The organism is uncultured Marixanthomonas sp. (assembly GCF_963974425.1).
Taxonomy (GTDB): Bacteria; Bacteroidota; Bacteroidia; order Flavobacteriales; family Flavobacteriaceae; genus Marixanthomonas.
Window position 1 is genome coordinate 1 of sequence record NZ_CAXBCK010000046.1, and the last position, 26,286, is coordinate 26,286.

At 36.6% G+C, this 26,286-nt stretch carries 27 protein-coding genes; 13 read left to right on the top strand and 14 right to left on the bottom strand.

The annotated features are described in order from the left end of the window. The first annotated feature begins 84 nt into the window (after positions 1-84). From AACZ92_RS12950 to AACZ92_RS12970, 5 genes are all read left to right on the top strand, one after another. Positions 85-264, top strand: a complete 180-nt coding sequence (locus AACZ92_RS12950; RefSeq protein WP_339702054.1) for a hypothetical protein — start codon at positions 85-87, stop codon at positions 262-264. Between the two features lie 31 nt (positions 265-295). Continuing rightward, on the top strand, positions 296-868 hold the full coding sequence (locus tag AACZ92_RS12955; protein ID WP_339702056.1) for a cob(I)yrinic acid a,c-diamide adenosyltransferase: 573 nt from the start codon (positions 296-298) through the stop codon (positions 866-868). A gap of 139 nt (positions 869-1,007) precedes the next feature. Continuing rightward, positions 1,008-1,229 (top strand): DUF2795 domain-containing protein, encoded by a 222-nt coding sequence (locus tag AACZ92_RS12960; protein WP_013070580.1) that lies wholly within the window; start codon positions 1,008-1,010, stop codon positions 1,227-1,229. A 218-nt stretch (positions 1,230-1,447) separates the two neighbouring features. Next, positions 1,448-4,807: a preprotein translocase subunit SecA gene (secA, locus tag AACZ92_RS12965; RefSeq protein WP_339702069.1), complete on the top strand. Its 3,360-nt coding sequence runs from the start codon at positions 1,448-1,450 to the stop codon at positions 4,805-4,807. Positions 4,808-4,895: 88 nt separating this feature from the next. Further along, entirely contained in the window at positions 4,896-5,372 is a 477-nt protein-coding gene (locus AACZ92_RS12970; protein ID WP_339702071.1) for a DUF4199 domain-containing protein, read from the top strand. A gap of 174 nt (positions 5,373-5,546) precedes the next feature. Here the strand turns inward: AACZ92_RS12970 and AACZ92_RS12975 are convergent, their stop codons facing one another. The 3 genes from AACZ92_RS12975 to AACZ92_RS12985 are packed head-to-tail and all read right to left on the bottom strand — an operon-like array spanning position 5,547 to position 8,083. Next, complete coding sequence (locus tag AACZ92_RS12975; protein ID WP_339702073.1) at positions 5,547-6,974, bottom strand: hypothetical protein; 1,428 nt, start codon at positions 6,972-6,974, stop codon at positions 5,547-5,549. Beyond that, entirely contained in the window at positions 6,952-7,554 is a 603-nt protein-coding gene (locus AACZ92_RS12980) for a hypothetical protein (RefSeq protein ID WP_339702075.1), read from the bottom strand. Before AACZ92_RS12980 ends, AACZ92_RS12975 begins: the two co-directional genes overlap by 23 nt. After that, the gene (locus AACZ92_RS12985) at positions 7,538-8,083 is read right to left on the bottom strand and encodes an RNA polymerase sigma factor (protein WP_339702077.1); all 546 of its coding nucleotides are present in this window, start codon (positions 8,081-8,083) and stop codon (positions 7,538-7,540) included. Before AACZ92_RS12985 ends, AACZ92_RS12980 begins: the two co-directional genes overlap by 17 nt. Before the next feature lie 147 nt (positions 8,084-8,230). On the opposite strand from AACZ92_RS12985, the gene AACZ92_RS12990 reads away from it, so the two are divergent. Then, entirely contained in the window at positions 8,231-8,809 is a 579-nt protein-coding gene (locus tag AACZ92_RS12990) for a PA2169 family four-helix-bundle protein (RefSeq protein ID WP_339702079.1), read from the top strand. An 83-nt stretch (positions 8,810-8,892) separates the two neighbouring features. Here AACZ92_RS12990 and AACZ92_RS12995 read toward each other — a convergent pair whose 3' ends face one another. Continuing rightward, a complete protein-coding gene (locus AACZ92_RS12995; protein WP_339702081.1) occupies positions 8,893-9,324 on the bottom strand; it encodes an organic hydroperoxide resistance protein in 432 nt (143 codons plus the stop codon). A gap of 91 nt (positions 9,325-9,415) precedes the next feature. On the opposite strand from AACZ92_RS12995, the gene meaB reads away from it, so the two are divergent. Further along, positions 9,416-10,498, top strand: coding sequence for a methylmalonyl Co-A mutase-associated GTPase MeaB (gene meaB, locus AACZ92_RS13000; RefSeq protein WP_339702083.1), 1,083 nt, complete (start codon positions 9,416-9,418; stop codon positions 10,496-10,498). A 1-nt stretch (position 10,499) separates the two neighbouring features. Here meaB and AACZ92_RS13005 read toward each other — a convergent pair whose 3' ends face one another. Next, a complete protein-coding gene (locus AACZ92_RS13005; protein WP_339702085.1) occupies positions 10,500-11,447 on the bottom strand; it encodes an NAD-dependent epimerase/dehydratase family protein in 948 nt (315 codons plus the stop codon). Between the two features lie 98 nt (positions 11,448-11,545). Here AACZ92_RS13005 and AACZ92_RS13010 point away from each other — a divergent pair, with 98 nt between their 5' ends. Genes AACZ92_RS13010 through AACZ92_RS13020 form a run of 3 tightly spaced genes read left to right on the top strand, consistent with a single transcriptional unit; the run spans position 11,546 to position 14,503 of the window. Then, on the top strand, positions 11,546-12,256 hold the full coding sequence (locus tag AACZ92_RS13010; protein ID WP_339702087.1) for a glycosyltransferase family 2 protein: 711 nt from the start codon (positions 11,546-11,548) through the stop codon (positions 12,254-12,256). Beyond that, positions 12,253-12,885 (top strand): lipid-A-disaccharide synthase N-terminal domain-containing protein, encoded by a 633-nt coding sequence (locus AACZ92_RS13015; protein WP_339702089.1) that lies wholly within the window; start codon positions 12,253-12,255, stop codon positions 12,883-12,885. Before AACZ92_RS13010 ends, AACZ92_RS13015 begins: the two co-directional genes overlap by 4 nt. Next, positions 12,875-14,503 (top strand): glycosyltransferase family 39 protein, encoded by a 1,629-nt coding sequence (locus tag AACZ92_RS13020; protein ID WP_339702091.1) that lies wholly within the window; start codon positions 12,875-12,877, stop codon positions 14,501-14,503. The genes AACZ92_RS13015 and AACZ92_RS13020 overlap by 11 nt, the downstream gene beginning before the upstream one ends. A gap of 215 nt (positions 14,504-14,718) precedes the next feature. Here AACZ92_RS13020 and AACZ92_RS13025 read toward each other — a convergent pair whose 3' ends face one another. Genes AACZ92_RS13025 through AACZ92_RS13035 form a run of 3 tightly spaced genes read right to left on the bottom strand, consistent with a single transcriptional unit; the run spans position 14,719 to position 16,915 of the window. Next, the gene (locus AACZ92_RS13025) at positions 14,719-15,285 is read right to left on the bottom strand and encodes a phosphatase PAP2 family protein (RefSeq protein ID WP_339702092.1); all 567 of its coding nucleotides are present in this window, start codon (positions 15,283-15,285) and stop codon (positions 14,719-14,721) included. Beyond that, positions 15,278-15,508: a hypothetical protein gene (locus AACZ92_RS13030; protein WP_339702093.1), complete on the bottom strand. Its 231-nt coding sequence runs from the start codon at positions 15,506-15,508 to the stop codon at positions 15,278-15,280. Before AACZ92_RS13030 ends, AACZ92_RS13025 begins: the two co-directional genes overlap by 8 nt. 18 nt (positions 15,509-15,526) lie before the next feature. Then, complete coding sequence (locus AACZ92_RS13035; RefSeq protein ID WP_339702094.1) at positions 15,527-16,915, bottom strand: MATE family efflux transporter; 1,389 nt, start codon at positions 16,913-16,915, stop codon at positions 15,527-15,529. 72 nt (positions 16,916-16,987) lie between these two features. Between AACZ92_RS13035 and AACZ92_RS13040 the strand changes: the two genes are divergently transcribed. The 3 genes from AACZ92_RS13040 to AACZ92_RS13050 are packed head-to-tail and all read left to right on the top strand — an operon-like array spanning position 16,988 to position 20,204. Next, complete coding sequence (locus AACZ92_RS13040; RefSeq protein ID WP_339702095.1) at positions 16,988-18,823, top strand: ABC transporter ATP-binding protein; 1,836 nt, start codon at positions 16,988-16,990, stop codon at positions 18,821-18,823. Positions 18,824-18,858: 35 nt separating this feature from the next. Further along, positions 18,859-19,314, top strand: coding sequence for a DUF1801 domain-containing protein (locus AACZ92_RS13045; protein ID WP_339702096.1), 456 nt, complete (start codon positions 18,859-18,861; stop codon positions 19,312-19,314). Continuing rightward, a complete protein-coding gene (locus tag AACZ92_RS13050; protein ID WP_339702098.1) occupies positions 19,314-20,204 on the top strand; it encodes a DUF1853 family protein in 891 nt (296 codons plus the stop codon). The genes AACZ92_RS13045 and AACZ92_RS13050 overlap by 1 nt, the downstream gene beginning before the upstream one ends. Here the strand turns inward: AACZ92_RS13050 and AACZ92_RS13055 are convergent, their stop codons facing one another. The 6 genes from AACZ92_RS13055 to AACZ92_RS13080 all read right to left on the bottom strand — a co-directional run bounded on the left by AACZ92_RS13055 (position 20,205) and on the right by AACZ92_RS13080 (position 26,285). Continuing rightward, a complete protein-coding gene (locus AACZ92_RS13055; protein ID WP_339702100.1) occupies positions 20,205-20,915 on the bottom strand; it encodes a DUF2071 domain-containing protein in 711 nt (236 codons plus the stop codon). It lies immediately after the preceding gene. 3 nt (positions 20,916-20,918) lie between these two features. Beyond that, positions 20,919-22,331, bottom strand: coding sequence for a M20/M25/M40 family metallo-hydrolase (locus tag AACZ92_RS13060; protein ID WP_339702102.1), 1,413 nt, complete (start codon positions 22,329-22,331; stop codon positions 20,919-20,921). Between the two features lie 61 nt (positions 22,332-22,392). Further along, positions 22,393-23,271, bottom strand: a complete 879-nt coding sequence (locus AACZ92_RS13065; protein ID WP_339702104.1) for a PPK2 family polyphosphate kinase — start codon at positions 23,269-23,271, stop codon at positions 22,393-22,395. 6 nt (positions 23,272-23,277) lie between these two features. Beyond that, complete coding sequence (locus AACZ92_RS13070; protein WP_117159061.1) at positions 23,278-24,441, bottom strand: sigma-54 dependent transcriptional regulator; 1,164 nt, start codon at positions 24,439-24,441, stop codon at positions 23,278-23,280. A 6-nt stretch (positions 24,442-24,447) separates the two neighbouring features. Further along, the gene (locus AACZ92_RS13075; protein ID WP_339702107.1) at positions 24,448-25,380 is read right to left on the bottom strand and encodes a DUF6268 family outer membrane beta-barrel protein; all 933 of its coding nucleotides are present in this window, start codon (positions 25,378-25,380) and stop codon (positions 24,448-24,450) included. Positions 25,381-25,385: 5 nt separating this feature from the next. Further along, complete coding sequence (locus AACZ92_RS13080) at positions 25,386-26,285, bottom strand: mechanosensitive ion channel domain-containing protein (protein WP_339702109.1); 900 nt, start codon at positions 26,283-26,285, stop codon at positions 25,386-25,388. Position 26,286 lies beyond the last annotated feature (1 nt).

Here is a 26,286-nt window from a genome sequence, read left to right on the forward strand (position 1 = left end):
CTGCCTACTACCTAAAATCAGTCAATCTGTAATTTCTCATTCGGAATTTGGAATTTGTCAGCCCCCTCTGTATCTTCACACATTATGGAAACATCCTTTTTTTCAAACCCAATTGTATTGGCTGTAGGCGGTATTTTATTGCTACTTCTACTCTACTTTTGGAACAAACGAAACACCAAAGCCCTGAGTAAAAGACGGCGTAGAAACTTCAGAAATGAATATTTTGAAAGGAAAAAAAAAAAAGAAGAAGAAACCAGGGACTAATTGAAATTACCCCCCTTAGAAATCTAATATCATGAAAATATATACAAAAACTGGTGACAAAGGTACCACGGCTTTATTTGGCGGTACGCGTGTTCCTAAATACCATATCCGCATTGATAGTTACGGAACGGTTGACGAATTAAACTCGCACATCGGCCTTATTCGTGATCAAGAAATTGATGCGCGTTCCAAGGAAATTTTAATTCACGTACAGGATCGACTTTTCACATTAGGTGCTATTTTAGCCACCGATCCTGAAAAGGCGATGTTAAAAAGTGGCAAAGAACGCTTAAACATCCCAAAAATTGAAGAAGAAGATATCGAACGGCTAGAAACCGAAATGGACACGATGAACGACAACCTCCCTCCTATGACACATTTTGTACTCCCTGGCGGACATCCTACCGTGTCATATTGTCACATAGCACGCTGTGTCTGCCGCCGCGCAGAACGCTTAGCCACGCTATTACACCATGAAGAACCTATTGATGAGCATGTTTTAAAATATTTAAACCGCCTATCTGACTATCTATTTGTGCTGGCACGGAAATTGACTTATGACCTGCAAGCTGAAGAAGTTAAATGGATTCCGAAGAAATTGTAAGGTTTTTCCATAAAATTTAATATATTATAAATCAGCGATTTAAAAACGTTCTTTAAAATATAGCATAAATAATTGCGATTTTTCTTGACTTTTTAATCGAAAAAATTATTTTTGCAGAAATTATAAAACACAAAGTGCTATGTATTGGACTTTAGAACTTGCATCTTATTTAAGTGATGCGCCTTGGCCGGCAACAAAAGATGAATTAATAGATTACGCCATTAGAACGGGAGCTCCGCTAGAAGTAGTGGAAAACCTACAGGCTATTGAAGATGAAGGTGACTCTTACGATTCTATTGAAGAAATTTGGCCAGATTATCCTACAGATGATGATTATCTGTGGAATGAAGATGAATATTAATAACAGCATATTAATGCTATGTTACAACAATAACTGAAATAATAATTAAAAAGTCTCTATACTCATAGAGGCTTTTTTTTTGCTCAAAACAAAAAACAATGACAATAAATAAAACAAACCATCTTCTTGGTTACCTTATTTTTTTGCAGTTTTTTTGTAAGTATCAATCACGGCTTCCTGTCCGCACTTTTTTTGAGCATAAAACACACCTTTAACCCATGAAAATATTAGATAATATTTTAAAAGCTTTTGTTGGAGACAAATCCAAAAAAGACATTAGTGAAATTCAACCCTACGTTGATAAAATCAAAGAGCATGAAAGTGCTATGTCTAGCTTATCATTAGATGAATTACGGGCCAAGTCCGATATGTTTCGTGCTAAGATTAAAGAAGATCAAAAAGACCTACAGCAGCAGATTGATCAGTTACGAATCGATGCCGATGCAGAAGAAGATATCGATAAAAAAGAGGAAATCTATAACCAAATAGATGCGCTGAAAGACAATCGCTACGAAGTTGAAAAAGCAACTCTCGAAGAAATACTGCCTGAAGCTTTTGCAGTGGTGAAAGAAACTGCAAAACGTTTTAAAAATAATGAGAACCTTACCGTAACAGCCTCTACCTACGATCGTGAACTATCTGCTACTAGAGACTATGTAACTTTAGATGGTGAACAAGCCACTTGGAAAAACTCTTGGGATGCAGCGGGTAAAGAAGTAACCTGGGATATGGTACACTACGATGTGCAACTTATTGGTGGAGTTGCCATGCACCAAGGAAAAGTAGCCGAGATGCAAACAGGAGAAGGAAAAACATTAGTAGCAACACTTCCTATGTATTTAAATGCTTTGGCTGGTAACGGTGTACACTTGGTAACCGTAAACGACTACTTAGCAAAACGTGATAGCGCTTGGATGGCTCCTATTTTTGAGTTTCACGGTATGAGTGTAGATTGTATAGACTATCACCGCCCTAATAGTGAAGAGCGTAGAAAAGCCTACAACGCAGATATTACCTACGGAACCAATAACGAGTTTGGTTTTGATTACCTGCGTGATAATATGGCGCACAACCCTAAAGATCTTGTGCAACGTCCACACCACTTCGCAATTGTCGACGAGGTGGATTCTGTATTAATTGATGATGCCCGTACGCCTTTAATCATCTCCGGCCCCGTACCAGAAGGAGATCGTCACGAATTTAACGAGTTAAAACCGAAGGTTCAGGATATCGTTAATGTACAACGTAAATACCTAACAGGAGTATTAGCCGAAGCTAAAAAACTAATTAAAGAAGGTGACACCAAAGAAGGTGGTTTTCAATTGCTTCGTGTGTTCCGTGGATTGCCTAAAAACAAAGCATTGATTAAGTTTTTATCTGAAGACGGCATCCGCCAATTGCTTCAGAAAACTGAAAATCATTACATGCAGGACAACAACCGCGAAATGCCCAAGGTTGATGAAGAACTGTATTTTGTGATTGATGAAAAGAACAATCAAATAGAATTGAGCGATAAAGGTGTAGAGTACCTTTCCGGTTCTGATAATCCAGACTTCTTTGTGATGCCCGAAATGGGAACAGAAATAGCAAAAATTGAAGATCAAGAACTTCCTAAAGAAGAAGAAGCTGAACTAAAAGAAGTGCTATTCCGTGACTTCGGAATTAAAAGTGAACGCATTCATACCCTTAACCAATTACTAAAAGCATATGCACTGTTTGAAAAAGATACGCAATATGTAGTAATGGAAAACAAGGTGATGATTGTCGATGAGCAAACAGGTCGTATCATGGATGGTCGTCGATACAGTGATGGTTTACACCAAGCGATTGAAGCCAAAGAAGATGTAAAAATTGAAGCAGCAACGCAAACATTTGCGACAGTTACCCTTCAAAATTACTTCCGTATGTACCGTAAACTATCGGGTATGACGGGTACAGCAGTAACAGAAGCAGGCGAGCTTTGGGAAATCTACGAATTAGATGTGGTTGAAATACCAACCAACCGCCCAATTGCACGTCACGACCGGGAAGATAAAATCTATAAAACCAAACGTGAAAAATACAACGCCGTAATTGATGAAGTGACCAACCTTTCAAAAGCGGGTCGCCCAGTCTTGATTGGTACTACTTCGGTAGAAATTTCAGAATTATTGAGCCGAATGTTAGGCATACGTAAAATTCCACATAACGTGTTGAATGCGAAAATGCACAAAAAAGAGGCCGATATTGTAGCTGAGGCAGGTAAAAGCGGGATGGTAACCATCGCGACAAACATGGCGGGTCGTGGTACCGATATTAAATTAAGTAAAGAAGTTAAAGAAGCTGGTGGTCTTGCCATTGTAGGTACCGAACGCCACGATAGCCGTCGTGTAGATAGGCAATTGCGTGGACGTAGTGGACGACAAGGAGATCCAGGTAGCTCACAGTTCTACGTATCGCTAGAAGATAATTTAATGCGTTTATTTGGTAGCGAGCGTATCGCTAAGATGATGGACCGCATGGGATTAGAAGAAGGCGAAGTAATTCAGCATTCTATGATTTCTAAGTCTATTGAGCGGGCGCAGAAAAAAGTGGAGGAAAACAACTTCGGGATTAGAAAGCGTTTGTTGGAATATGATGATGTTATGAACGCTCAAAGAGAGGTGATTTACAAACGTCGTTACCATGCATTGTTTGGAGAGCGTCTTCGAGTAGATGTGGCTAATATGATATTTGAAACTTCCGAAGCTATTTCAGAAAGTAACAAAATGGCACAGGATTATAAAAACTTCGAGTTTGAATTAATTCGCTACTTCTCTATGAGTTCGCCTATTTCTGAAAAGGAATTTGAAAAAATGAACACCTTAGAGATTGCTGGAAAAGTATACAAGGCAGCTTACAAACACTACCAAGAGAAAATGTTGCGTAATGCTGAGATGGCCTTCCCAGTAATTAAAAATGTGTATGAAAACCACAAAGATCAATACAAGCGAATTTTAGTTCCGTTTACCGATGGTGTAAAAACACTAAATGTAGCAACCGATCTAGAAAAAGCATATGAGTCTGAAGGAAAGCAATTAGTACAGGATTTTGAAAAAAACATTACCCTAGCTATTATCGATGATTCCTGGAAAACGCACTTGCGTAAAATGGATGAGTTAAAACAGTCGGTTCAGTTGGCGGTACACGAACAAAAAGACCCATTATTAATCTATAAGTTTGAAGCTTTTGAACTCTTCAAAGTAATGATTGATAAGGTGAATAGAGAAGTAATTTCCTTCTTATTTAAAGGGGAATTACCACAAGAAAATCAACAGCAAATTACCGAAGCAAAGCAAGTTCGTAAAAAGGAAAAACTCAGTGAAGAGAAAGAGGAAATCCAAAATATGGACGAGCGTGCTGCTCAATCTCGTGCTGCTGGTGACACTCAACGTCAACAACAGCAGGTTACCGAAACCATTGTACGCGAACGCCCTAAAATAGGCCGCAATGAAAAAGTAACCATCAAAAACGTGATGAGTGGTGAAAACAAGACTATGAAGTATAAACAAGCAATCCCATTATTAGATAAAGGCGAATGGGTGCTTACTGAAGCATAATTATTTTTTAAATTCATTCTGAACCCTGAAAAGTTATACTTTTCAGGGTTTCTTTTTTTGGTATCTTTAGCACTATTAAAATTCACAAATGAAAAAGCTAAAAATAGAATTTAAATGGGCTATTGTTTTTACCATTACCCTTCTCGCTTGGATGTTACTTGAAAAAACATTAGGCTGGCACGAAGAAAATATAGCAAACCATTGGTGGTTAACGATGTTATTTGCCCCTTTTGCTATTTTTATCTACTTATTGGCAGTTCGCGAGAAAAGAAGAAGGGTCTACAACAAAAAAATGACTTGGCTACAGGGTTTTATTTCAGGTACAATCTTAACTGTTTTTGTTGCCTTGCTTTCTCCTATAGCACAATACCTAACGCATAACTACATTACTCCCGAATATTTCAATACGGTTATTGAGTATTCAGTCACAAACGATTTAATGACGCGCACCAAGGCCAACGATTATTTTAACATTACCAATTATATGTGGCAATCTGCTTTTGGTGCCTTGGGTTTTGGTATTGTTACGGCGGCGATAGTAGCTGTTTTTACAAGGAAGAAATAATACTTGATTTCTAGAAGAAGACTAGCTTGAATAGCTAACTGGGTAGAAAGTATTTTCTTGTTATTCCGAAGGAGGCTTAGCTGAGGAATCTATTGTTGGTAACGTGAAAATCCTTTTTTGCTAAAGAGGGATGACTTTCATTTTGTTGTCCTTTCACTGTGGTTGACGCTCAACTTATTGAATCTTTATATTGCTGTAATTGGCATTAACGGTCACATTTTTCCCCGCATTACTGTTTTTATTAAAACCTCTAACCAATACACGGTTGTAATTTTTAGTTCGATTTAACTCAAGCGATTTTGGGTATTGCAAGGTGGATTTTTTTCCGTTGAAATAAAAAGAAAAAGCAGTATCTGGCATATATAATACAGCATCTGTATTTTCTAATAAAATATCAATATTCTTAAATCCGTTGGAAACATGTGTTACTTTTAAGTTTCCGAAAGAACCTGCTAGAATAGCTTCTTTTTCTACATTCCCTATTAATACATCACTAGAGTTTGCCTGTAGGTTAATCGTGTTTACATCTGCAATGTTACAGCTTTCAACAAATTGAAGATATAATGTACCATTATTCCAATTATTGACTACAACCGGGGCATAAGAAGCATTGATGAGGGTTTCTCCCCCATCAATACTATTTGCTGTAAACGGTGAATGGTTCAATGTAGCCTTTACATTTACTGCATCTGCCATTTCAATTTCTCCATGCCGAACATCAATTTCAGTTTTTGCTCCTTTCGGCATTTTAATTTTAATGGTTTTTACGCCTTTCGATTTATTGGTTTTAGACTTTTTAGCTTTATTCCCTTGGATGATGATGGTTTTATTACCAAAAGGATCGGTTTGAACTGTTTTGCTATAATTACCATCTTCTCCTCCGTATCTAGCTTCCATTTCTTTTTCAAAACGCTTACCCCAAGCTTCCATTCGTTTTCCGAAATTTTCACCCCAGCCTTGCATTTTAGACTCCCAAACAGCGGCAATGCTATCAGACTTCTCTTCGTTATATTGATTAGCAAATTCATTGCCCCATTGTTCCATTTTCACTTCGAAGTCTTTTCCAATTTTTTTATCCATTTGTTTTTCAAACTTCTTTATATAAGCTTCTTCGTCTTTCTGAAACTCTTCGTAATCAAAATCTATGTTACCAATATCTTTTAACAGATCATCTGGCAGGTTTGGGATTTTCATATTACTAATCATAGGAACAATCATTTCTTCCATCATTGGACCCAAGAAGTCAAGGCCACCCATTCCCTCCATATGCTTCATAGAAGCCATACCATTCCAGCTATTTCCCCCTTTTGAGGTTATCACGACTTTATTGCTATTGCCTAACACACTAAAGTCCCAATTGTCAAATAGCTCTTGTTTTTCTGCCTCAGAAAGGGTTGAGCCTTCTATATAGGCTTCTACCTCTACCTTGTCTCTATTCCATGTTTCAAAAATAATACGAGTATGGCTTGTATTTACTGAAACAGTAGCGTCATCCTTTACGTTAAAGGTTTCTTTGTATTGCTCTTGTGCAATTGTTATTGCAGTAGAGATTAATAGTATAATCGTGGTAATACTTATTTTAAATAATACTTGTGGTCTCATCTTTTTGATTTTTTAGTTCTTTTAATTTGTTTTTAAGTTTGAACAGCAATTCCAAACGTAATTGCAAATTATCAATCAATGCGGTGATGGTTGCTTCGGTGGGGCCTGCTTCGTTTAAATCTAATGTAAGACGTTTATATTCATTATTTAGTTTACTTAACTGATTCATATACCCATCAATTAGTTCTTTGTTATCCCCTTTTATTTTAAGGGAAGCTAACTGTACATTGATTCCGGTCTGGTAATAATTTTCTACTTTTTTAAGTTCAGGTGAAAGGTCCCCTAATGTTATTTTTGCCAAATTAGTATTGGTGTCACTATTTTGTTTGGGTGCTTCAACCACCTCCACAGGGTTTTCTTTAGAAAGTTGTTGGTGTCCAAAAAAACCGACAGAAAGCATCACAATAGCAATTGCAGCTACTTTAAGCCACCTAAATTTTGAGAAGGATGGAGTTTTTGTTGATTCATTTTCTCCAAATGCCTCTTCTAATTTTTGCTCAAAACGTGCTTCGTGCCCTTTTGGAGGCTTTACACCCTCTTTAGGTTTATTTTCAAATAGCTGCCTAATATCCTGTGCCATCTTGTACGTGTTTTAATTGTTTTTGCAATTGTATTTTTCCGCGGTGTAAATTGGTTCGGGATGCACTTTCTGAAATATTTAAAATTTCAGAAATCTCTTGATGATCATACCCTTCCAATAAATATAATTTCACTACGAGCCTATGGTTTTCATTTAATGTTTCCATTGCTGCTTTCACTTCTTCTATTGTTGTTTTATCTGGCACATGCCATTCATCATCTTCATCAACAATATGTAAAGTTTCCTCATTTAAGGATTGTATTTCTAACTTTCTAGCTTTAATAATATCTAGACACGTGTTTATTACAATCCGTTTTAACCAAGCACCAAAGGTGACGTCCCCTTTAAATTGCTCTAGTTTTTGAAACGCTTTAATAAATGCCTCTTGCATGGCATCTTCTGCCGCTGCAGTGTCCCGCATATACCGTTGTGCTATGATAAACATTCCGTCACAATATTTTTTATAAAGTGCCAACTGCGCCTTGCGGTTGTGCTGTTTACATTGTTCAACAAGTAATGAATTGGACAAGCTTGATGGTTTTTTGGTTGCTGTTCAGTTAAAAGACGACACTTTTATTCGTGTGTTGCAAATCTTAACATATTTTAGCTTAAATTAAATATAAATTTACAGTCATAACTAAAGCTTTTATAGTAAATTTGGTATAAATCACTGTTTATGAAGAAGAAATACGCCGACTTTAATAAATTAAATCGTTTACTGGTTGCTAGTTTTGAAGCAGAAAAGCTTTATTACAATGCTGCACAAGATGCACATACCACCCATTTAAAACGTTTTTTGAACTATATGGCTACCGAACGTAACCGGATGAGTCATGATATTTCCAATGAATTACATTCCCGTGGTATAGAACCACTTAAAGAGGATTCAGATAAAGGGAATATTGACCGAACTTGGCAAGAAATAAAAGAAGCCTTGGAAAAGTTTGATGCTACTGTTATTTTAAATCAATGTATATCAAGGGATATAAATAATATTAAAAGATATGATGAACTGTTAGAACGCAGAGAGTTGCCTGATGGTATTTTAAGTCTTTTAGAAAAGCAAAAGCAAAAACTGCAATGGTACATTAAGCAGTCTGAACAACATAAAGAAACCCATTTTGTTCCGGAACCTCAAGAAAAACAAACTGTTGAAAACCAAGAGAACGATGAGGGGTCAAAAAAAAACAATGATAATAAAAGAGAAGATGATGACGATGAAAGAGGAAGAGTAATACCTCTAAGAGCTATATAGTTAGAACTTTTATTCTAAAAACAAAAATCCCTTTTCGAATTGAAAAGGGATTTTTTTAGCTGTTTAATAGATATGTTAAACTACTATTCGTCCAACATCAAGTTAAGCGTTACTGTGATATTATCTCGTGTAGCTCTAGAGAACGGACAAATCACATGTGCTTCATTTACCAAGTCTTCTCCTGTCTCCACATCTACCCCAGGAATGTAGCAATCTAATGTTGCTTCTAATTGTAAGTTGCCTTTTTCGGTTTTACCAATACCAATGGTTGCTGTAACGTTTATTTTTTCGGTATCTACATCAACACCTTTTTTATCAGCTATGGCTTCTATGGCACTTCCAAAGCAAGCTGCATAGGCACAACCAAATAATTGCTCAGGGTTAGTACCGTCTCCACCTTCACCACCCATTGATTTAGGCACTGATAAGTTAAGATCTATTGGTCCATCTTCGGTTTTTACGTGTCCTTTTCTCGCTCCTTTAGCAATTGAAGTAGCTTCGTATAATGTTTTCATTTTTTGCTTTTTTTATTTAATAATATTCAATATACTATGGTTTCACCGCTTTTTAAAACCGATATTCATAAAATTGTCATAAATTTCAGCAATGGCAGAGAAGCAAAATAATAACAAAACGCTTTCAGAAAAAGAAGGAATTGATCAACCTACGCGATTAAACCCGAAGGCAGCAGAACGTTTGAAAAAGAATCGAAGCAAGACTCCTTCTACCCAAAAAATAACCGAAGGATTGCTTGCAGGAAACAAAACACAGTTAAGTCGTGCCTTAACACGAATAGAGAGTACTGCAGAAAAACACCAGCAAGAAGGACGAGAAATTATTGAAGCTTGTTTGCCACACGCCAATAAATCGATACGTATTGGGGTTACGGGCGTGCCGGGAGTTGGTAAAAGCACCTTTATTGAGAGCTTCGGTAGTCTCCTAACATCTAAAGACCATAATGTAGCAGTGCTTACCGTAGACCCCAGTAGTTCGCTAAGCAAAGGCAGTATTTTGGGAGATAAAACCCGAATGGAAGAACTGGTAAAGGATCCCAATGCATTTATAAGACCTTCTGCTAGTGGTGACTCATTAGGTGGCGTGGCACAAAAAACACGAGAAGCTATTATTCTTTGTGAAGCGGCTGGGTACAACATTATCATCATTGAAACTGTAGGTGTAGGCCAAAGTGAAACCGCCGTACATTCTATGACCGATTTCTTTTTATTGTTAAAGCTAGCTGGTGCTGGAGACGAATTACAAGGTATAAAACGTGGAATTATGGAAATGGCCGATGCCATCGTGATTAATAAAGCAGACGGCGAAAACCTGAAAGCGGCCAAGATGGCTAAAAATGAATTTAATCGTGCGCTTCACCTCTACCCACCTAAAGAAAGCGGTTGGACACCAAAAACGCTTACTTGTTCTGCACTTGAAAATAATGGTATTGATAGTGTGTGGAAATTGATTGAAACGTATATTTCTGAAACAAAAAAGAATGAATACTTTCAGCATAAACGTACCGAACAAAATAAATTCTGGTTGTTGCAGACTATAGAAAATACCTTGAAAAGAGATTTTTATAACAATCCGAAAGTAAAAACTGCTTTAGAAGATCAATTAAAGCTTATTGAAGCCAACAAAACGTCACCGTTTGAAGCGGCTACTTACTTACTAAGCTTAAAAGAATAAATTATTTTTTAAGAAAAGCATCACGAAACCAAGCTATCTGTGCCTTCAATCCTTCTTCTAAGGTCGTTGTAGGATTATAGTCTAATAGTTGACGGGCTTTATCAATATTTGCTTTGGTACGAGACTGATCCCCAGCACGTGGCGGCTTAGCCGAGATTTCTATCTTCGTATCTAGCAACGTTTCGACGGTTTCAATTCCAATGGCGGTTGTGCTCTCTTCTTCGGTACCTAAATTGAAAATCTCACCATTTGCTATACTTTCTTTACCAATAATACTTACAATACCATCTACAATATCTTGCACATAGGTAAAGCTGCGCAGGTGCTTCTCACTTCCGTTGTACAGCGGAAAAGGCTTATTATTTAGTCCGCAATCTATTAAACGTGTATAAAGTTTATCTGGACGTTCTCTAGGACCGTATACTGAATACAATCGCAACGATGTAGATTGTAATTTTTCTTCACGCGATTTTGCCAACACCAATTGCTCGGCGGCGAGCTTAGTAACTCCATACCACGAAGCTGGTTTTGGCGCGACATTTTCTGGAAAAGTAGCTTCCAATCCGTAGATAGAAGAAGTACCAATATTTACAACAAAAGGTGGTTTTTCATACTGAAGCGCAAAATCTAGGAGATTTTTCGTTGCTAAAATATTATTTGAAAAGTAATCTTCAAATGTTGACGTGTTTGAAATTCCAGGGTGTGCTGAAAAATGGAATATATAATCTAAATCATTAGGAAGTGCTTCAACCAGATTATCCGTTCTAAGATCAAATCGTAATATATCGACACCTTTTTCTGAAAGAGACATAGCATTCAGCTCTTTCAATTCAATATTGTAATAAGGGGAAAAATTGTCAATTCCAATTACGTGATGTCCCATTTCGGTTAATCGTTCCGAAGTATGTGACCCTATAAACCCTGCTGCGCCTGTAACGAGTATCTTCATATTGCATTTTTCAGATTACAAAGTAACAGCTTTTTTTATGTTTCTGAATTATTCATTAAAAAAGAAATACTTTTGCACAAACAAATTTGTAATCCTATATGTACCAATTCACCATCATTGTCCCAGTTTACAATGAAGAAGACAATCTGGAGCGGGTTGAAGAAGAGCTGCTTGCCTACATGAAAATAGCCACTAAAAAGACGGCTGTTTTATTGGTTAACGATGGTTCTTCGGACAATAGCCAGTCATTAATAGAAACTATTTGCAGTAAAAATGAAGCTTTCAACTATATTTCATTTAAAGAAAATCGTGGCTTAAGTGCTGCCATTAAAGCTGGGTTTGACCATGTGGAAACACCACTTTTAGGATATATTGATTCAGATTTACAGACCGCACCGGAAGATTTCAACTTATTATTACAACACATTGGTGAATATGATTTGGTAACTGGTGTTCGAGCCGATAGAAAGGATACGTTTGTAAAAAATATGTCTTCTAAAATTGCAAACGGCATTCGGCGTACCTTTACTCACGATGGGATGGACGATACCGGTTGCCCGCTTAAAGTAATTAAAAGTGATTATGCAAAACGCATCCCTATGTTCGAAGGGTTACATCGTTTTTTACCGGCTATGATTCTATTGCAAAACGGAAAAATTATACAAATCCCCGTACAACATTTCCCTAGAATGGCAGGAACAGCCAAGTTTGGGGTTTGGAACCGACTTATTGGTCCTTTAATGGATTGTTTTGCCTATTTATGGATGAAGAAAAAATACATTAATTACCAAGTAAAGAGCAAAGGATGAGCAATTGGCTTATTTATGGCATTGGCTTTTTAGCACAAGCTCTTTTTTCGGGTCGGTTGTTGGTGCAATGGATTCTTTCAGAAAAAAGTAAACGCGTCATTACCCCTTCCCTATTCTGGAAATTGAGTTTACTGGCCTCCTTTTTACTTTTCGTCTACGGCTATTTACGCGACGACTTTGCCATTATGTTAGGACAATCACTCACGTATTTTATTTACATACGAAACCTTCATTTACAAGGCGAATGGCAAAAATCACCTAAGTGGTTTCAATTGTTTTTACTCGCCTTCCCAATTTTTATTGTGATTTATGCATATAATAATGGTGAATACGATATTAATCAGTTATTCAACAACGAAGACATCCCACTTTGGTTATTGCTATTGGGAATATTTTCGCAATTAATTTTCACATTGCGGTTTATCTATCAATGGATCTATTCTGAAAAAACCAAAACCTCCCAATTGCCTGTCGGATTTTGGCGTATGAGCGTGATCGGGGCTTCACTAATTTTAACTTATGCGATTTTTAGAGAAGACCCCGTATTGTTTATTGGTCATATTGCTGGATTGGTAATTTACATTCGAAATATATTTATCTGGAAAAAACAACATCGATTTGAAGGTTAAAAAAATACATATCACGATACTAATACTCGTTTGCATTGCAATATTCTTTGTAAATCTCGATGCTATTTTCGTGAACATTATGGAAGCCCGAAATTTCACAACCGCCCGTGAAATGTTACACGACGGCAATTGGTTACTTACTACCTTAAACGGTGAACCACGATACCAAAAACCACCCTTGCCCACTTGGCTTACAGCATTATCAGCAGCTACTTTTGGATTAAAAAGCTTGACCGCTCTTCGGCTTCCAGCTGCTTTGATTACGGTTGTTTTAATTGTATTTTCTTATAAACTAGCTTTAAAATTTACCCGTAGCAGGACATACGCTTTTATATCATCCTTGATTATGGCGACCTCTTTTTACATTGTCTTTGCCGGGCGAAATGGCCAGTGGGATATTTTCACCCACGGGTTTATGATGGTATGTATTTACCAATTATACCTCTTTTTTACTTCGGAAGAAAAAAAATACCAACACGCGTTAATCGCTGCCCTCTTTTTTGGGTTTTCGTTTATGAGTAAAGGACCGGTTTCTTTTTATGCACTGTTATTACCCTTTTTAATTGCCTTCGGAATTGTTCACAAATTCCAGAATTTTAAATCTAGAATACTGCCGTTGCTTGTCTTTTTAGTAGTCGCACTACTTGTTTCAGGTTGGTGGCATTGGTATACCTATACTTTCGATACGCAAGATGTCGCCGCCATTACTAAAAAAGAAACCTCGAATTGGACCAGCTATAACGTTCGACCGTTTTATTATTATTGGAGCTTTTTTACACAAAGTGGTGTATGGACAATTCCCGCATTTGTTGGGTTGCTTTACCCTTATTTAAAAAACCGGGTATTCAATAAAAAGGCGTATTTATTTACTTTTTTATGGACGATAATTTCGGTTGTATTGCTTTCTATTATCCCCGAAAAGAAATCACGCTATTTACTTCCAGTTCTGATTCCATTGGCTTTGAATACAGGGTTTTATATTGAATATCTCTTCCGAAGGTTTTCTAAAATAAAAGATAAACGAGAAACGATTCCTGTGTATTTTAACTTCGGATTGATTGCAACCATCGGCCTTGTTTTTCCTATTGGTGGTTATTTATTTTTAGGTTCGGAAGCGCTCTCTGGAAATTGGGGTTGGTACATCGTACTTTCCATTGTTTTATTTGGAATCGGATTTTTTATAATTAAGAAATTACTTCAGAAGAAAATAAAACCGGTTTTCTATTTAACCATTGCTTTTATCGCGTCCATTATCTGTTTTGGAATGCCACTCGCAAAAACCATAACGATTAACCCAGAATATAAAAGTTTGGCAAAATTGAATGATTGGCAACAGAAAACCAATTTAAACGTATACGAACTCACGTACTTTACTCCTGAAATGATTTGGGAATACGGACAGCCTATTGAAGTACTAAAAAAAGACGAGCGTTTTAAAATACCTTCTGAAACTACTTTTGGCGTGCTCGTGGCAGAACCAGATAAGGATTTTTTCAGAAAAAAGTTTAAGGATTATTCTATTGAAAAAGTCACACGTTACGATATGAATCCTAATGCTCCAGGCAGTCGTACGCACCGTGATAGATTGTATAGAGATTTGTATTTGGTGAAGAAGTAGGACTTCGACACTTCGACACTTCGGTATAAATAGTTAAGAATTGCATTCTTAACTATTCACTCAGTGACCTACGTTTCAGCTTTTATTTTTCCATTCTGGATTATTCACTTAACAAAATATATTAGTTAGCTATTCTTATTCCTTCCCTTGACAAGGGAAGGTGACCGAAGGGTCGGAAGGGTTAAAACTCGGAGTTAAATTCTCCACGCCATTTATTATTTCACAAACCTTCGTTGTCCCCAACGCTGTATTTTATAGAATAACAGTCCTATCAAGCTCCCAAAAAACATTCCGGTTACTATGTCCAAAGGATAATGAACACCTAAATAAACACGGCTGTATGCAACTACGGCAGCCCAGAATAATAAAAGAAAGGGCAGATATCGATACCATTTTTTTAATAATAAGCTTAAAAATACAGCTGCGGCCATCGAACTAGCAGCGTGCGCAGAAAAATATCCATAGCGACCGCATCGTACTGCTACATAGCGCATAGTTTCGCGCAAGGTCTCTACTTGACACGGACGGGGACGTTTTATTCCATATTTAAATAAATTGGCCAATTGGTCGGTTGCCGTAATCATTAAAGCTACGCTTATCAACACAACCAAAGTGCCTTTTAAGCCATAGTGTTTATATACAAGGTATAATAGAAACGCATAAATAGGAATGGATGACCATTTTTCGGTAACAATCAGCCAGAAGCCATCCCAGGATGTGTTTCCCAGTTTGTTCAGAAACAGGAAAAGCTCTGTGTCATATTTAAGTAATTCCTCAATCATTTTCGTAACGGGCTACTTCGCGATCGTAAAATTCGGTTGCTTCTTTTATGTAATTTTCAGTTTCAGACTCCAGTTCTTTTTGGTCGTGATTGTCAAATTCTTCTAACCACTCAACTTCATCGTCTTCCAAGTTGATAATGAAACGAGGAAACTCTGTATGGATTACAAAAATAGCGGTGGGATAATCTGTGTTATCGCCTAAAATATATTTGGGTAATGTCATATTGGTATATTTATAAAACTAGGCAAGTTCTGCTTCAGCTTTACTTGCTATTAATTTTTTTGAAAGGTAATTAAATCTTATGAATAACAATATGCCTGAAACGGTAAGACCTGCCAAGAGTCCAAACCAAATTCCTGAGCTACCATATTCAGTATACGTACTTAGGTAGTACATAATGGGAAACCCAATTAACCAATAGGCAACAAAAGTGATTAACGTAGGGATTTTTACGTCTTGCATTCCACGTAACGCTCCCAAAGCTACCACTTGTACTGTATCGGAAATTTGGAACACAGCTGCAATTAACAACAGCTTGGCAGCGATTGAAACCACTTCATAATTATCGGCAAATTCGGCTACATTGTCGTAATCTAAATACAGTTTTGGTAAAGCTGTATTAAAAATCATGAAAAATATAGCAAATACGACTGCTAATATGGTAGAAAGCAGAAAAATAGAAAACGTAATCCGACGCAGTTCTAAAAACCGTTTTAATCCTTTTTGGTTTCCTACTCGAATCATAGCTGCCACACTAAACCCTGTTGCCACCATAAAGGTCATAGACGACAGGTTTAAGGCAATTTGATTGGAAGCTTGCGGGTTTTTGCCTAAAATACCTGAAAGCCATATTGCGGAAGTGAAAATAGCTACTTCAAAAAACATTTGCATAGAAGAGAGACTTCCTAAGTTAAACACTTTTCTCAACATCGCCTTTGAAAGTGTAAACAGCTTAATATTCAACACAAAATCTCTAGACTTATGATGTTGTGACAACATATACCATAAATATATAACCATAATCACACGAGAAGCCAACGTACCAATAGCGGCACCTACAACGCCCATTTCTGGCATTCCTAGCTTTCCAAAGATGAAAATATAATTTAATAGTACATTTACTAGATTCGCTACAACTGTTGCATACATGGGATATCGCGTCATCGACAACCCATCACTAAACTGCTTAAAAGCCTGAAAAATTATCAATGGTATAATGGATATCGCCACTAAATTAAGGTACGGCATAGCAAGTTCTACAACCTCTTCAGGTTGATTCATTACATACATCAAGGGTTTGGCCAATAACAAAACCAAAAACATAGCTAGTGCTAATACGGAACATAAAAACAGACCATGCTTAAAGGAAGATTTACCAGCCTCGAAATTATTCTCGCTATCGGCTTCAGCAACTAAAGGTGTAATTGCCGTTGAAAAACCAATACCAATAGACATAGCTACAAACATAAAACTGTTCCCTAAGGATACTGCGGCCAGCTCTGCAGTTCCCAATTGCCCAACCATGATATTATCAACTAAAGCCACCACTGTATGCCCTAACATACCTAATATTACAGGCGTAGCGAGACGAATATTGTATTTAAATTCTTTGGTATATTGTTGTAACAAACTGAGAAAAATTTTTGAGCAAAGATAAGGGTTGCTTTATTTAATATATCTTAGTAATCAAATAAAATTATTTTGCCTAGGAAACCGTTAAAATCGATTACTGAAAAAGAAAAAACCAGCGTTAAAGATTCTTTTAGAACATTGCGTTCCATCCCTCGGTTTTTTAAGGAAATATGGAATGCCAGCCACAGTCTATTTTTAGTAAATACGATAAGTCGGCTCTTAAATGCTTTTACACCTGTAGTAATACTTTGGGTGGGAAAATTAATTATCGATGAAATTATACTTCAAGTTTCGTTAGAAGACAAAGATTTCACACTGCTTTGGCAATATGTAGGCATTGAGTTTGCAGTTGCTGTCCTGTCTGATCTTTTCGGGAGGCTAATCAATCTAACCGATGGCTTGTTAGGTGATCTTTATTCGAATAAATCTTCTGAAAAAATAATTAGAAAGACTAACGAACTTACTATGGAGCAACTGGAAGATCCTGAGTTTTATGACAAACTAGAGCGCGCGCGTACCCAAACTAGCAGCCGTGTAAACCTTATGAGTAATGCGCTAAGCCAAGGGGAAACTATTATTTCGATGATTTCTTTAATTGCTGGACTTATTTATTTTGAACCCATTCTAATTGTAATTTTATTCTTCAGTATTATTCCCTCTTTTATTAATGAAATAAAATACAGCTCACATCGCTATTCACTTGCCAGAAGCTGGACAAGTGAACGAAGAGAACTTGATTATTTACGCTACATTGGCGCTAACAACCAAACGGCGAAAGAAATAAAACTATTTGGATTGACCGATTTTATTGCAACACGCTTTAAAAAATTATCAGATGATTATTATAAGCTCAATAAAAACCTCTCGATAAAGCAATCCATTTACGGTTCTATTTTTAATCTTTTAGGGACTATTTCGTACTATGGAGCTTATGTATTTATAATTTTCCGGGTATTGACGGGCGTTATAAGTTTAGGGGAGCTTACGTTTCTTTCGGGTTCGTTTAACAGACTTCGGAATAACTTACAAGGCTTCTTCACGCGTTTTACGCGTATTTCTGAAAGCGCTTTATATCTTCAAGATTATTTTGATTTTATTGATATAAACGTAGCCGAAGGAAATACTGAAACGGTACCTATCCCGAAAAAAATAAAAGAAGGGTTTGAGTTTAAAGATGTTCATTTTTCTTATCCAGGACAAGAAGAAACTGTTTTAAAAGGGATTAACTTCAAACTAAAAGCGGGTGAAAAAATGGGTTTTGTAGGCCAAAATGGAGCGGGAAAAACTACGCTTATAAAATTAATACTTCGTTTTTACGAACCCACAAAAGGGGAGATCTTGCTGGACGGCATCAACATAAAAAGCTTTCACATGGAAGCGTACCGAAAGCGTTTTGGAGTTATTTTTCAAGATTTCTTTCAATATGAATTCAGTTTACGGGAAAATATCGCTGTGGGTAATATTACAGAAATTGAGAATGATGAGATGATAGCATATGCTGCTTCTAAAAGTCTTGCCAATCAAGTTGTTTCTGTCATGAAAAAAGGACTAGAACAGCAATTAGGACGACGTTTTGCAAAAGGACAAGAGCTTAGTGGTGGGCAATGGCAAAAAGTAGCTTTGGCTCGTGCTTATATGAAAGATGCCGACATCATGATTCTCGACGAACCTACCTCGGCTTTAGACGCACAATCTGAATTTGATGTTTTTGAGCGTTTTATTGGCTTAACAGAAGGAAAAACCAGTATTATAATTTCACATCGCTTTAGCACGGTACGAATGGCTAATCGCATTCTTGTTTTACAAGATGGTAAAGTTTTAGAAATAGGAACTCACGAAGAACTCATGAACGACCCAAAATTATATGCCGAACTTTTTAAACTACAGGCTGCGGGTTATCAATAAGAAATTCAGTAATTTTAAACTTAAAAATAACAACCATGCAATCTAAGGCCGAAACACCCCAGCAATACATCGCCGAATTACCCGAAGACCGAAAAGAAGTTATTTCGAAATTTAGAAACATCATTTTAGAAAACCTTCCTAAAGGATTTGATGAACAAATAACCTACGGAATGTTAGGATATGTTGTTCCTCATTCCCGCTATCCTGATGGCTATCATTGCGACCCTAAACAGCCGTTGCCTTTTATAAATTTGGCTTCTCAAAAAAACCATATCGCGCTTTATCATTCTGGAATTTACAGTGACCCAGAATTACTGAACTGGTTTACGAATGAATGGCCCAAGCATGCTTCTAATAAACTGGATATGGGAAAAAGCTGTATTCGCTTTAAAAACCCGAAGAAAATCCCTTTTGATTTAATGGCTGAGTTAATTGGAAAAATGACTGTTGATGAATGGATTGAGAAATATGAAAGTGCTGTAAAGGGATAATGGGCCTTCGATACACCCCTCCTACTGTCGGGGCACTCAGGCACCGAAAAACTTTAAACATTCCATATAACAAAAAAGCTATTTTAATAAAAAATACATTAGATTATTTTATAAAAGCGCCAGACCTTAAAGCTGTTTCTGGCACTTTTCCTTTTTCTTTCTTTTCTTTTTCGGAAGAAGGGATTGATACCTCACAGTTTCAATTTACTTCAAATCTAATGCTGGGCAAACAGGCAGAGGCTTGTTTCGAGTATGTACTGAAACATGCTAAACGATATAAATTACTCACTGCCAACATTCAAATACAAGGTGAAACACAAACTCTAGGTGAGTTGGATTACTTGATTTATGACACGGAAACACAGAAAACACTTCATATTGAATTAGCTTGTAAATTTTACCTGTTTGACGATAGTTTAGGTGCTGTTCCTGAAGCCAAATGGATTGGCCCCAATCGAAAAGATACTTTACAAGAAAAGCTGGATAAAGTAAAAGAAAAACAATTCCCTTTGCTGTATAAACCTGAAACTGCTGACTTTTTAAAAGACTTACATCTTGACATTGCTACTATTGAACAGCAAATATGTATTAAGTCATTTTTATTTCTCCCGAAGGACTTCGATAAAGAAAAACTTCCAAGACAATATCAAGAATGTGTGGTGGGAACCTACATATCGTTTTCAAAATTTGACACTGAAAAGTCTAATGATGCTCAATTTGCAATCCCTGATAAAAAACAGTGGTTACTCCCGCCAGAAAGTTTAACCGAATGGTTTTCTTTTTCTGAAACAAAAGAAAAAATAGCAAGTTTGGTGACCAATAAAAAATCTCCGTTGGTATATAAAAAACAAAAAGGGATACTTGAAAAATTCTTTGTGGTTTGGTGGTAACTACTTGATGATATTTTTTCCTTCGATACTAATAAGTGAGCCTTCAGCTAACATAACTGAAGTTGGTGTAGCTATGTTTAAAAACTCAAAATCAGCCCCGTAATTGGCAGCAAAATCTACTTGAACATCATAATTTTTCACATCGTAAACTTCCCATTTAGGATGTCTAACTTCATATTCGGTAGTTTTTGAGGTCGTTTTCTTACCATAGCCCCAATAATGTTCTGTGATAAATTCATCTTTAGAATTTAAAAGAATCACATGAGGATTTAATTCAGTTTCTAATTTGAAAAACTGCTCTTTCCCTTTTTGTAGCCAATGGTATTCCGTAATGAGACTATCATTACTGTTTTTCCAAATATGACTCATTTTTTGTGTTTCATACCGTTCATTGTAGAACGCATTCGCTATAAAGGTTACAGCTCGTTTTGGTACAATTTCTTTCACAAATACAACGCCACGCTTCCAGCCAGTTTCAGATTTGTATCGCACGTAAAAACGCAAGTTTACTTCCTCAAAATTTACATGATAAGGTACTTTTGTACCTAGAAGCTTTACATTTTTAAACAGAAAACCCACCAAACTTGCGTAATATGTACCGTTAAATGTGTCTAATTCGGTATGAGCAGGAAGATATTTTTGAAGAGATTTAGGGTCTACTTCATAATTAGCGAATGCTAATCGTCTCCATTCGGCTGTCAAAAAACTCATTGTTTAGTTTTTAACGTTGCTCATTTCAGTTTTGGTTCCGTATTTATCGATAAGGTATACCAAACTTGCCATGGTCGCACCACCTAATTCGAGTTCGCGTTTGTTAATGGCATCGAAGGTATCATTAGCGGCGTGGTGATGGTCAAAATAGCGTTGTGAATCGGGACGTAATCCTGCCAAAACGATGTTTTCATCTTTTAAAGGGCCAATATCTGCTCCACTTCCACCTTTTGTGAAAGAATGGATTAAATAGGGTTGAAATAATGGTTTCCAGCTTTCAATTTGTGCAAAGTTTGCCGCATCGGTATCGAATGAAAAACCTCTTGGGGTAAATCCGCCGGCATCGCTTTCTAATGCAAAAATATGTTGTTCATTTTTCAGTCTTGCTTGTTCAGCATATTTCTTTCCGCCGCGAAGTCCGTTTTCTTCATTCATAAATAATACTACCCGAACACTGTGCTTTGGTTTGTAGTTTATTTCTTTAAATAACCGCAATACTTCCATAGACTGCACGCAGCCTGCACCATCGTCGTGAGATCCGTCACCTAAGTCCCAAGAATCCAAATGACCGCCCACAACAATATATTTATTTGGATACGTTGTTCCGGTAATTTCTCCAATTACGTTATACGACTGAACATCATCAAACGTTCTACAATTTTGTTTGAAATAAAACTTAAGGTCTGGTTTTATTCCCAATGCCCTGCTTAAATAATCGGCTCCATTGGTACTAATGGCACAAGCAGGAATTCTTTGATTGGCAGGCGTATCTCCATAACTCATGGTGCCTGTATGAGGTAAATCGTCTTTACGCAAATTCATAGAACGGACTACAATACCAACGGCACCATATTTGGCAGCTTCCATAGCGCCGGCATAGCGTTGATCTACACAACCGCCGTATGCTTCAAAAGTGTTAATTAAATTAGCTTGCATAGGCCGGTTGTAAAAAACAATTTTACCCTCTATTTGTTCGCGTCCGTAATTTTTCAAATCTTCTAAGCCTTGTACTTCAATCACTTCAGCTTTTAAACCTAATGCTGGTGTAGCTACAGAACCTCCTAATGCACAAATATCGGTCGTAGTGGAAAGTCCAGGAGCGGTTTCAATGTAAGCGTATTCTTTAGTTCCACGCGTCCACTTTGGCACCATGACAGGTTGTAACCAAACCTTATCAAGACCTAATTTATTTAATTCTTCTTCAGTATACTCTACAGCTTCTTGGGCTTCTAATGAACCCGAAAGTCTGCCGCCAATTTCGTTTGAAAGGTGATCCAACCAATCATAACTTTTTCCATTTAACAAAGCCATGTCGTAAATATTACGAATGGTAAGTGAATCTTCAGTATTGACTTTTTGGGCGTAGGATTGAGAAAAAAATAAAGCGGTAAGGAGTAGGGTAGCTAATTTATTCATATAAAATCTATTTTCAGTTTGAATAACGCAACAAACTTATTTTCATTGTAATTTGTGCTTACTATTCATTTTTTAGTTGCTCTTTATATTCTGAAATCTTTGCTTCGATTTCGGGAGCTAATTCGGGCTCCTTAATGTCTTTAAAGTTAATCATGGTTTCATAGAGTATCTTTGAGACTAAATAACGAGCAGAAGGTTTACTATCAGCTGGAATAATATACCAAGGGGCATAATCGGTAGAAGTGTTGTTTAATAGCTCTTGGTAACAGTTCATATACTTGTCCCAAAGTTTGCGTTCTTTTAAATCACCAGGCGAGAACTTCCAGTTTTTCTCTTTTTTGTTCAATCGTCTTAGTAAGCGGTGTTTTTGTTCATTTTTACTGATGTTTAAAAAGAATTTGAAAACTATGGTTCCGTTTTCGGAAAGTGTTTTTTCGAATGCATTTATTTGCTCGAAACGTTGTTGCCAAAAGGTTTCATCTATATCTGAAACTTTAGTAATATCGGGCAAATTTTCATTTAAAATATACTCGGGATGTACTCGAGTTACCAATACATTTTCATAATGGGTACGGTTAAAAACTCCGAATTTTCCACGTTGTGGCAAGGCTATGTAATGCCGCCAAAGGTAATCGTGTTTTAATTCATTGGTAGAGGGAGTTTTAAAACTGTGAACTACCACGCCACGGCTGTTAAACTCTTCAAAAACTTCACGAATCAAGCTATCTTTTCCGGCCGTGTCCATTCCCTGTAAACAAATTAATGCAGCGTATTTACCATGGGCATACATAGTATCTTGAAACTTCGCCAAATCTTTTCGGGTAGTTTTTAAAGCATCTTTTACTTCATCTTTGGTAGCATCTAAATCAACTTTTGTTGATGTTTCTTTAATGTTTACTTTCTTAGAAACTTTATAATCTGAAATATTAAATGCTTTCATAATGTTTTATTTGGTTGCAAATAGTTTTACATCTTTTTCACTTACTTCAGTTCCTCCCAATATTATCAATCGCTCTACTACATTTCGAAGTTCGCGGATATTCCCTGTCCAGTCGTATTCTTTTAATTTTTTTAAAGCTTTCTCAGAGAAATTTTTATTTGCCGTTCCGTGTTCATCGGCTATTTTTTTGCTGAAATAATCTACCAATAATGGAATGTCGTCTCGGCGCTCGTTTAATGGTGGAACTTTAATTAAAATAACGGCCAATCTATGGTATAGATCTTCCCGGAAGTTTCCTTCTTCAATTTCCTTTTTTAAGTCTTTATTGGTAGCGGCAACAATACGTACATTTACTTTTATGTCTTTATCGCTACCTACACGTTGTACTTTGTTTTCCTGAAGAGCACGCAATACTTTTGCCTGCGCAGATAAGCTCATATCGCCTACCTCATCTAAAAAAATAGTTCCTTTATTTGCAGCTTCAAATTTTCCCGCTCGATCTTTATTAGCGTTTGTAAAAGCTCCTTTTACGTGACCAAACAGTTCGCTTTCAATTAGCTCACTTGGTATAGCGGCGCAATTTACCTCGATCATTGGACCTTTGTTACGATCACTTTTTTGATGTAACCAATGAGCCACTAATTCTTTACCCGTTCCATTAGGTCCCGTTATTAATACTCTAGCTTCAGTTGGGGCCACTTTTTCAATCATTTCTTTAATGTGAAGAATTTCTTCAGATTCTCCTATCATCTGATAGTTCTTACCTACCTTTTTCTTCAAGCGGGTATTTTCCACCACCAATTCTTTTCGGTCTAAAGCAATACGGACAGTATTTAGCAACCGGTTTAAATCTGGCGGCTTTGAAATATAGTCAAACGCACCCATTCGCATGGTATTTACAGCGGTATCAATATCTCCATGACCGGAAATCATGACAATAGGTGTTTCTGGCTTTACTTTTTTTATAGACTCTAACACTTCTACCCCATCCATTTTTGGCATTTTAATATCACAAAGAACAAGGTCGAAATCTTTGTCTTTAATAAGTTCGGTTCCTTCGAGACCATCTTCGGCCTCGGTAACTTCGTAGGTGTCGTTTTCTTCGGTAAGAATTTTTACCAAAACACGGCGTATAGAAGCTTCGTCTTCAATTATTAAAATTTTTGGCATTGGTTATTAGTATTTAAATTTAAACCCAGCTCGAAAATAAGGGGTGTTTGTAGAATTAATTTCATAGATTTTATCACCATCATTATTTTCCATCCTAAAATTATTATAAACAGAATGTGCGGCATATCCATAAAAAAGCAAATGTTCAGTAAAGAAATGTTCATAACCCAATCCTAAAAGTCCGATAGTATGCTCTATGTTCTCCACTTGCTTATTATTTGGATTTTGGCTTGACATGGGAACGAAGTTATTCTGAAGGTTAGCATAAATATTGTCCAAGGTGGCAAAAGCTTGTATCGCATCTTTATGACTGTCATTTAAATAATGACGAACATTGGTTTTCGGTACTCCAAGAGTGAAAGTCCAGTTGGGACGAAATTCTCTAAAGTAATTTATGAGTGGTAAGGGATAATTACGCCCAGGAGTAGTTGAATAGGTAAGCCCTAAAATAAGACGGTATGGCTTGGTGACAGTGGTGTCATCCTTTTTATCTAAAATGGCATAAATACCACCTTCGTACACAACATCGTCACTTTCTATGCTATTTTCCAACGTAGAATTAATCCTTGCACCTACTCTAGCGCCAAAACGCCAATCTTTGTTGTATTTCCATGTATAACCTAAATTGAGTCTCATATCTTGGGAGGAATCAACTAAATTATCACCAAAAGCAATTTGGTCCTCAGTATCTTTAATGGAAAAATCGATATAGCGATACTCCAAACTAATTACAAAAATGCTATTATTCTCCTTATCTAGAGGAATAGGCGCTTGAACAAGGGCTCGATACCTTTGTATGGAGTTATCAGATTTAGAAAAAGGAATGTTTAAATATTCAACCCTGGCAAGATCGGTGGTTTGTGCAAATAAAGTACTACACATAAGGATAAGAAATAAGGTAAAGACTTTCTTTAAACCGTCGTTATTTTTGTTTTTCAAAATGTTTACAATTTTTTAGTTTGAAATAAGTGTACATCTCGCTGCGGGAACGGGATGGTAATTTGGTTTTCTCTAAACAGTTGGTCTATACGAAAACGCATCTCACTTTTTATACGAGGATCGACAAAACTGTCACCGATATAAAAGTAGATACTAAATATAAGTGCTGAATCTCCAAAATCCTCAAATAATACGAAAGGTTTAGGACTTTTTAACACTCCTTTTTGTTTTTCGGCACTTTGCAAAAGTAAATCTTTAACCAAATTTGTGTCACTTCCGTAGGCAACTCCTACCTTAACACACTCTCTTGTAGTACGATGATTTTGTGTGTAATTGTATAGGGTATCGGTAATAAATTTATGGTTGGGAATGATAATAATCTTATCATCACGTGTAATGGCGCGGGTGGTTCGCAGCTTTATATCTATTACTCTACCAACTTTACTGTTCAATTCAATAATATCACCCACCAAAAGCGATTTGTCCAGAATAATGAAAATACCCCCTATTACATCTTTAAAAAGGTCTTGAAGCGCTAATCCTAGCCCAACTAATAAGGCTGCAGATGCCGCTAAAAATGGAGTAATATTAAATCCGGCAACACTTAAAACAATTGCAACAACAACAATGTAGGTTACATATTTTATAAATTTAAAAACACTGACAAACTTGAGTTTATCGGCTTCTTCCAATCTTCGAGTATAGAGCTTACGAACCCATTTTAAAATAAAGCTTGCGATAAAAAATGATACGATAACCAATAACAACAAGCCAATTGATATGTTAACTTGTTTCTCTCCTTCACCAAAATGAAAACCCAATTGGAGGAAATCTTTTATACTTCCCCAAATATCGTTCGTTACAACATCTTCTATTTTTTCAGAAACTTTTTCCTGCTGAATCATT

Bases quoted from the DNA above. Each gene is read 5' to 3' on its own strand.
- AACZ92_RS12950 (WP_339702054.1), top strand. From the start codon at position 85: ATGGAAACATCCTTTTTTTCAAACCCAATTGTATTGGCTGTAGGCGGT.
- AACZ92_RS12955 (WP_339702056.1), top strand. From the start codon at position 296: ATGAAAATATATACAAAAACTGGTGACAAAGGTACCACGGCTTTATTT.
- AACZ92_RS12960 (WP_013070580.1), top strand. From the start codon at position 1,008: ATGTATTGGACTTTAGAACTTGCATCTTATTTAAGTGATGCGCCTTGG.
- secA (WP_339702069.1), top strand. From the start codon at position 1,448: ATGAAAATATTAGATAATATTTTAAAAGCTTTTGTTGGAGACAAATCC.
- AACZ92_RS12970 (WP_339702071.1), top strand. From the start codon at position 4,896: ATGAAAAAGCTAAAAATAGAATTTAAATGGGCTATTGTTTTTACCATT.
- AACZ92_RS12975 (WP_339702073.1), bottom strand. From the start codon at position 6,974: ATGAGACCACAAGTATTATTTAAAATAAGTATTACCACGATTATACTA.
- AACZ92_RS12980 (WP_339702075.1), bottom strand. From the start codon at position 7,554: ATGGCACAGGATATTAGGCAGCTATTTGAAAATAAACCTAAAGAGGGT.
- AACZ92_RS12990 (WP_339702079.1), top strand. From the start codon at position 8,231: ATGAAGAAGAAATACGCCGACTTTAATAAATTAAATCGTTTACTGGTT.
- AACZ92_RS12995 (WP_339702081.1), bottom strand. From the start codon at position 9,324: ATGAAAACATTATACGAAGCTACTTCAATTGCTAAAGGAGCGAGAAAA.
- meaB (WP_339702083.1), top strand. From the start codon at position 9,416: ATGGCAGAGAAGCAAAATAATAACAAAACGCTTTCAGAAAAAGAAGGA.
- AACZ92_RS13005 (WP_339702085.1), bottom strand. From the start codon at position 11,447: ATGAAGATACTCGTTACAGGCGCAGCAGGGTTTATAGGGTCACATACT.
- AACZ92_RS13010 (WP_339702087.1), top strand. From the start codon at position 11,546: ATGTACCAATTCACCATCATTGTCCCAGTTTACAATGAAGAAGACAAT.
- AACZ92_RS13015 (WP_339702089.1), top strand. From the start codon at position 12,253: ATGAGCAATTGGCTTATTTATGGCATTGGCTTTTTAGCACAAGCTCTT.
- AACZ92_RS13025 (WP_339702092.1), bottom strand. From the start codon at position 15,285: ATGATTGAGGAATTACTTAAATATGACACAGAGCTTTTCCTGTTTCTG.
- AACZ92_RS13030 (WP_339702093.1), bottom strand. From the start codon at position 15,508: ATGACATTACCCAAATATATTTTAGGCGATAACACAGATTATCCCACC.
- AACZ92_RS13045 (WP_339702096.1), top strand. From the start codon at position 18,859: ATGCAATCTAAGGCCGAAACACCCCAGCAATACATCGCCGAATTACCC.
- AACZ92_RS13050 (WP_339702098.1), top strand. From the start codon at position 19,314: ATGGGCCTTCGATACACCCCTCCTACTGTCGGGGCACTCAGGCACCGA.
- AACZ92_RS13055 (WP_339702100.1), bottom strand. From the start codon at position 20,915: ATGAGTTTTTTGACAGCCGAATGGAGACGATTAGCATTCGCTAATTAT.
- AACZ92_RS13060 (WP_339702102.1), bottom strand. From the start codon at position 22,331: ATGAATAAATTAGCTACCCTACTCCTTACCGCTTTATTTTTTTCTCAA.
- AACZ92_RS13065 (WP_339702104.1), bottom strand. From the start codon at position 23,271: ATGAAAGCATTTAATATTTCAGATTATAAAGTTTCTAAGAAAGTAAAC.
- AACZ92_RS13070 (WP_117159061.1), bottom strand. From the start codon at position 24,441: ATGCCAAAAATTTTAATAATTGAAGACGAAGCTTCTATACGCCGTGTT.
- AACZ92_RS13080 (WP_339702109.1), bottom strand. From the start codon at position 26,285: ATGATTCAGCAGGAAAAAGTTTCTGAAAAAATAGAAGATGTTGTAACG.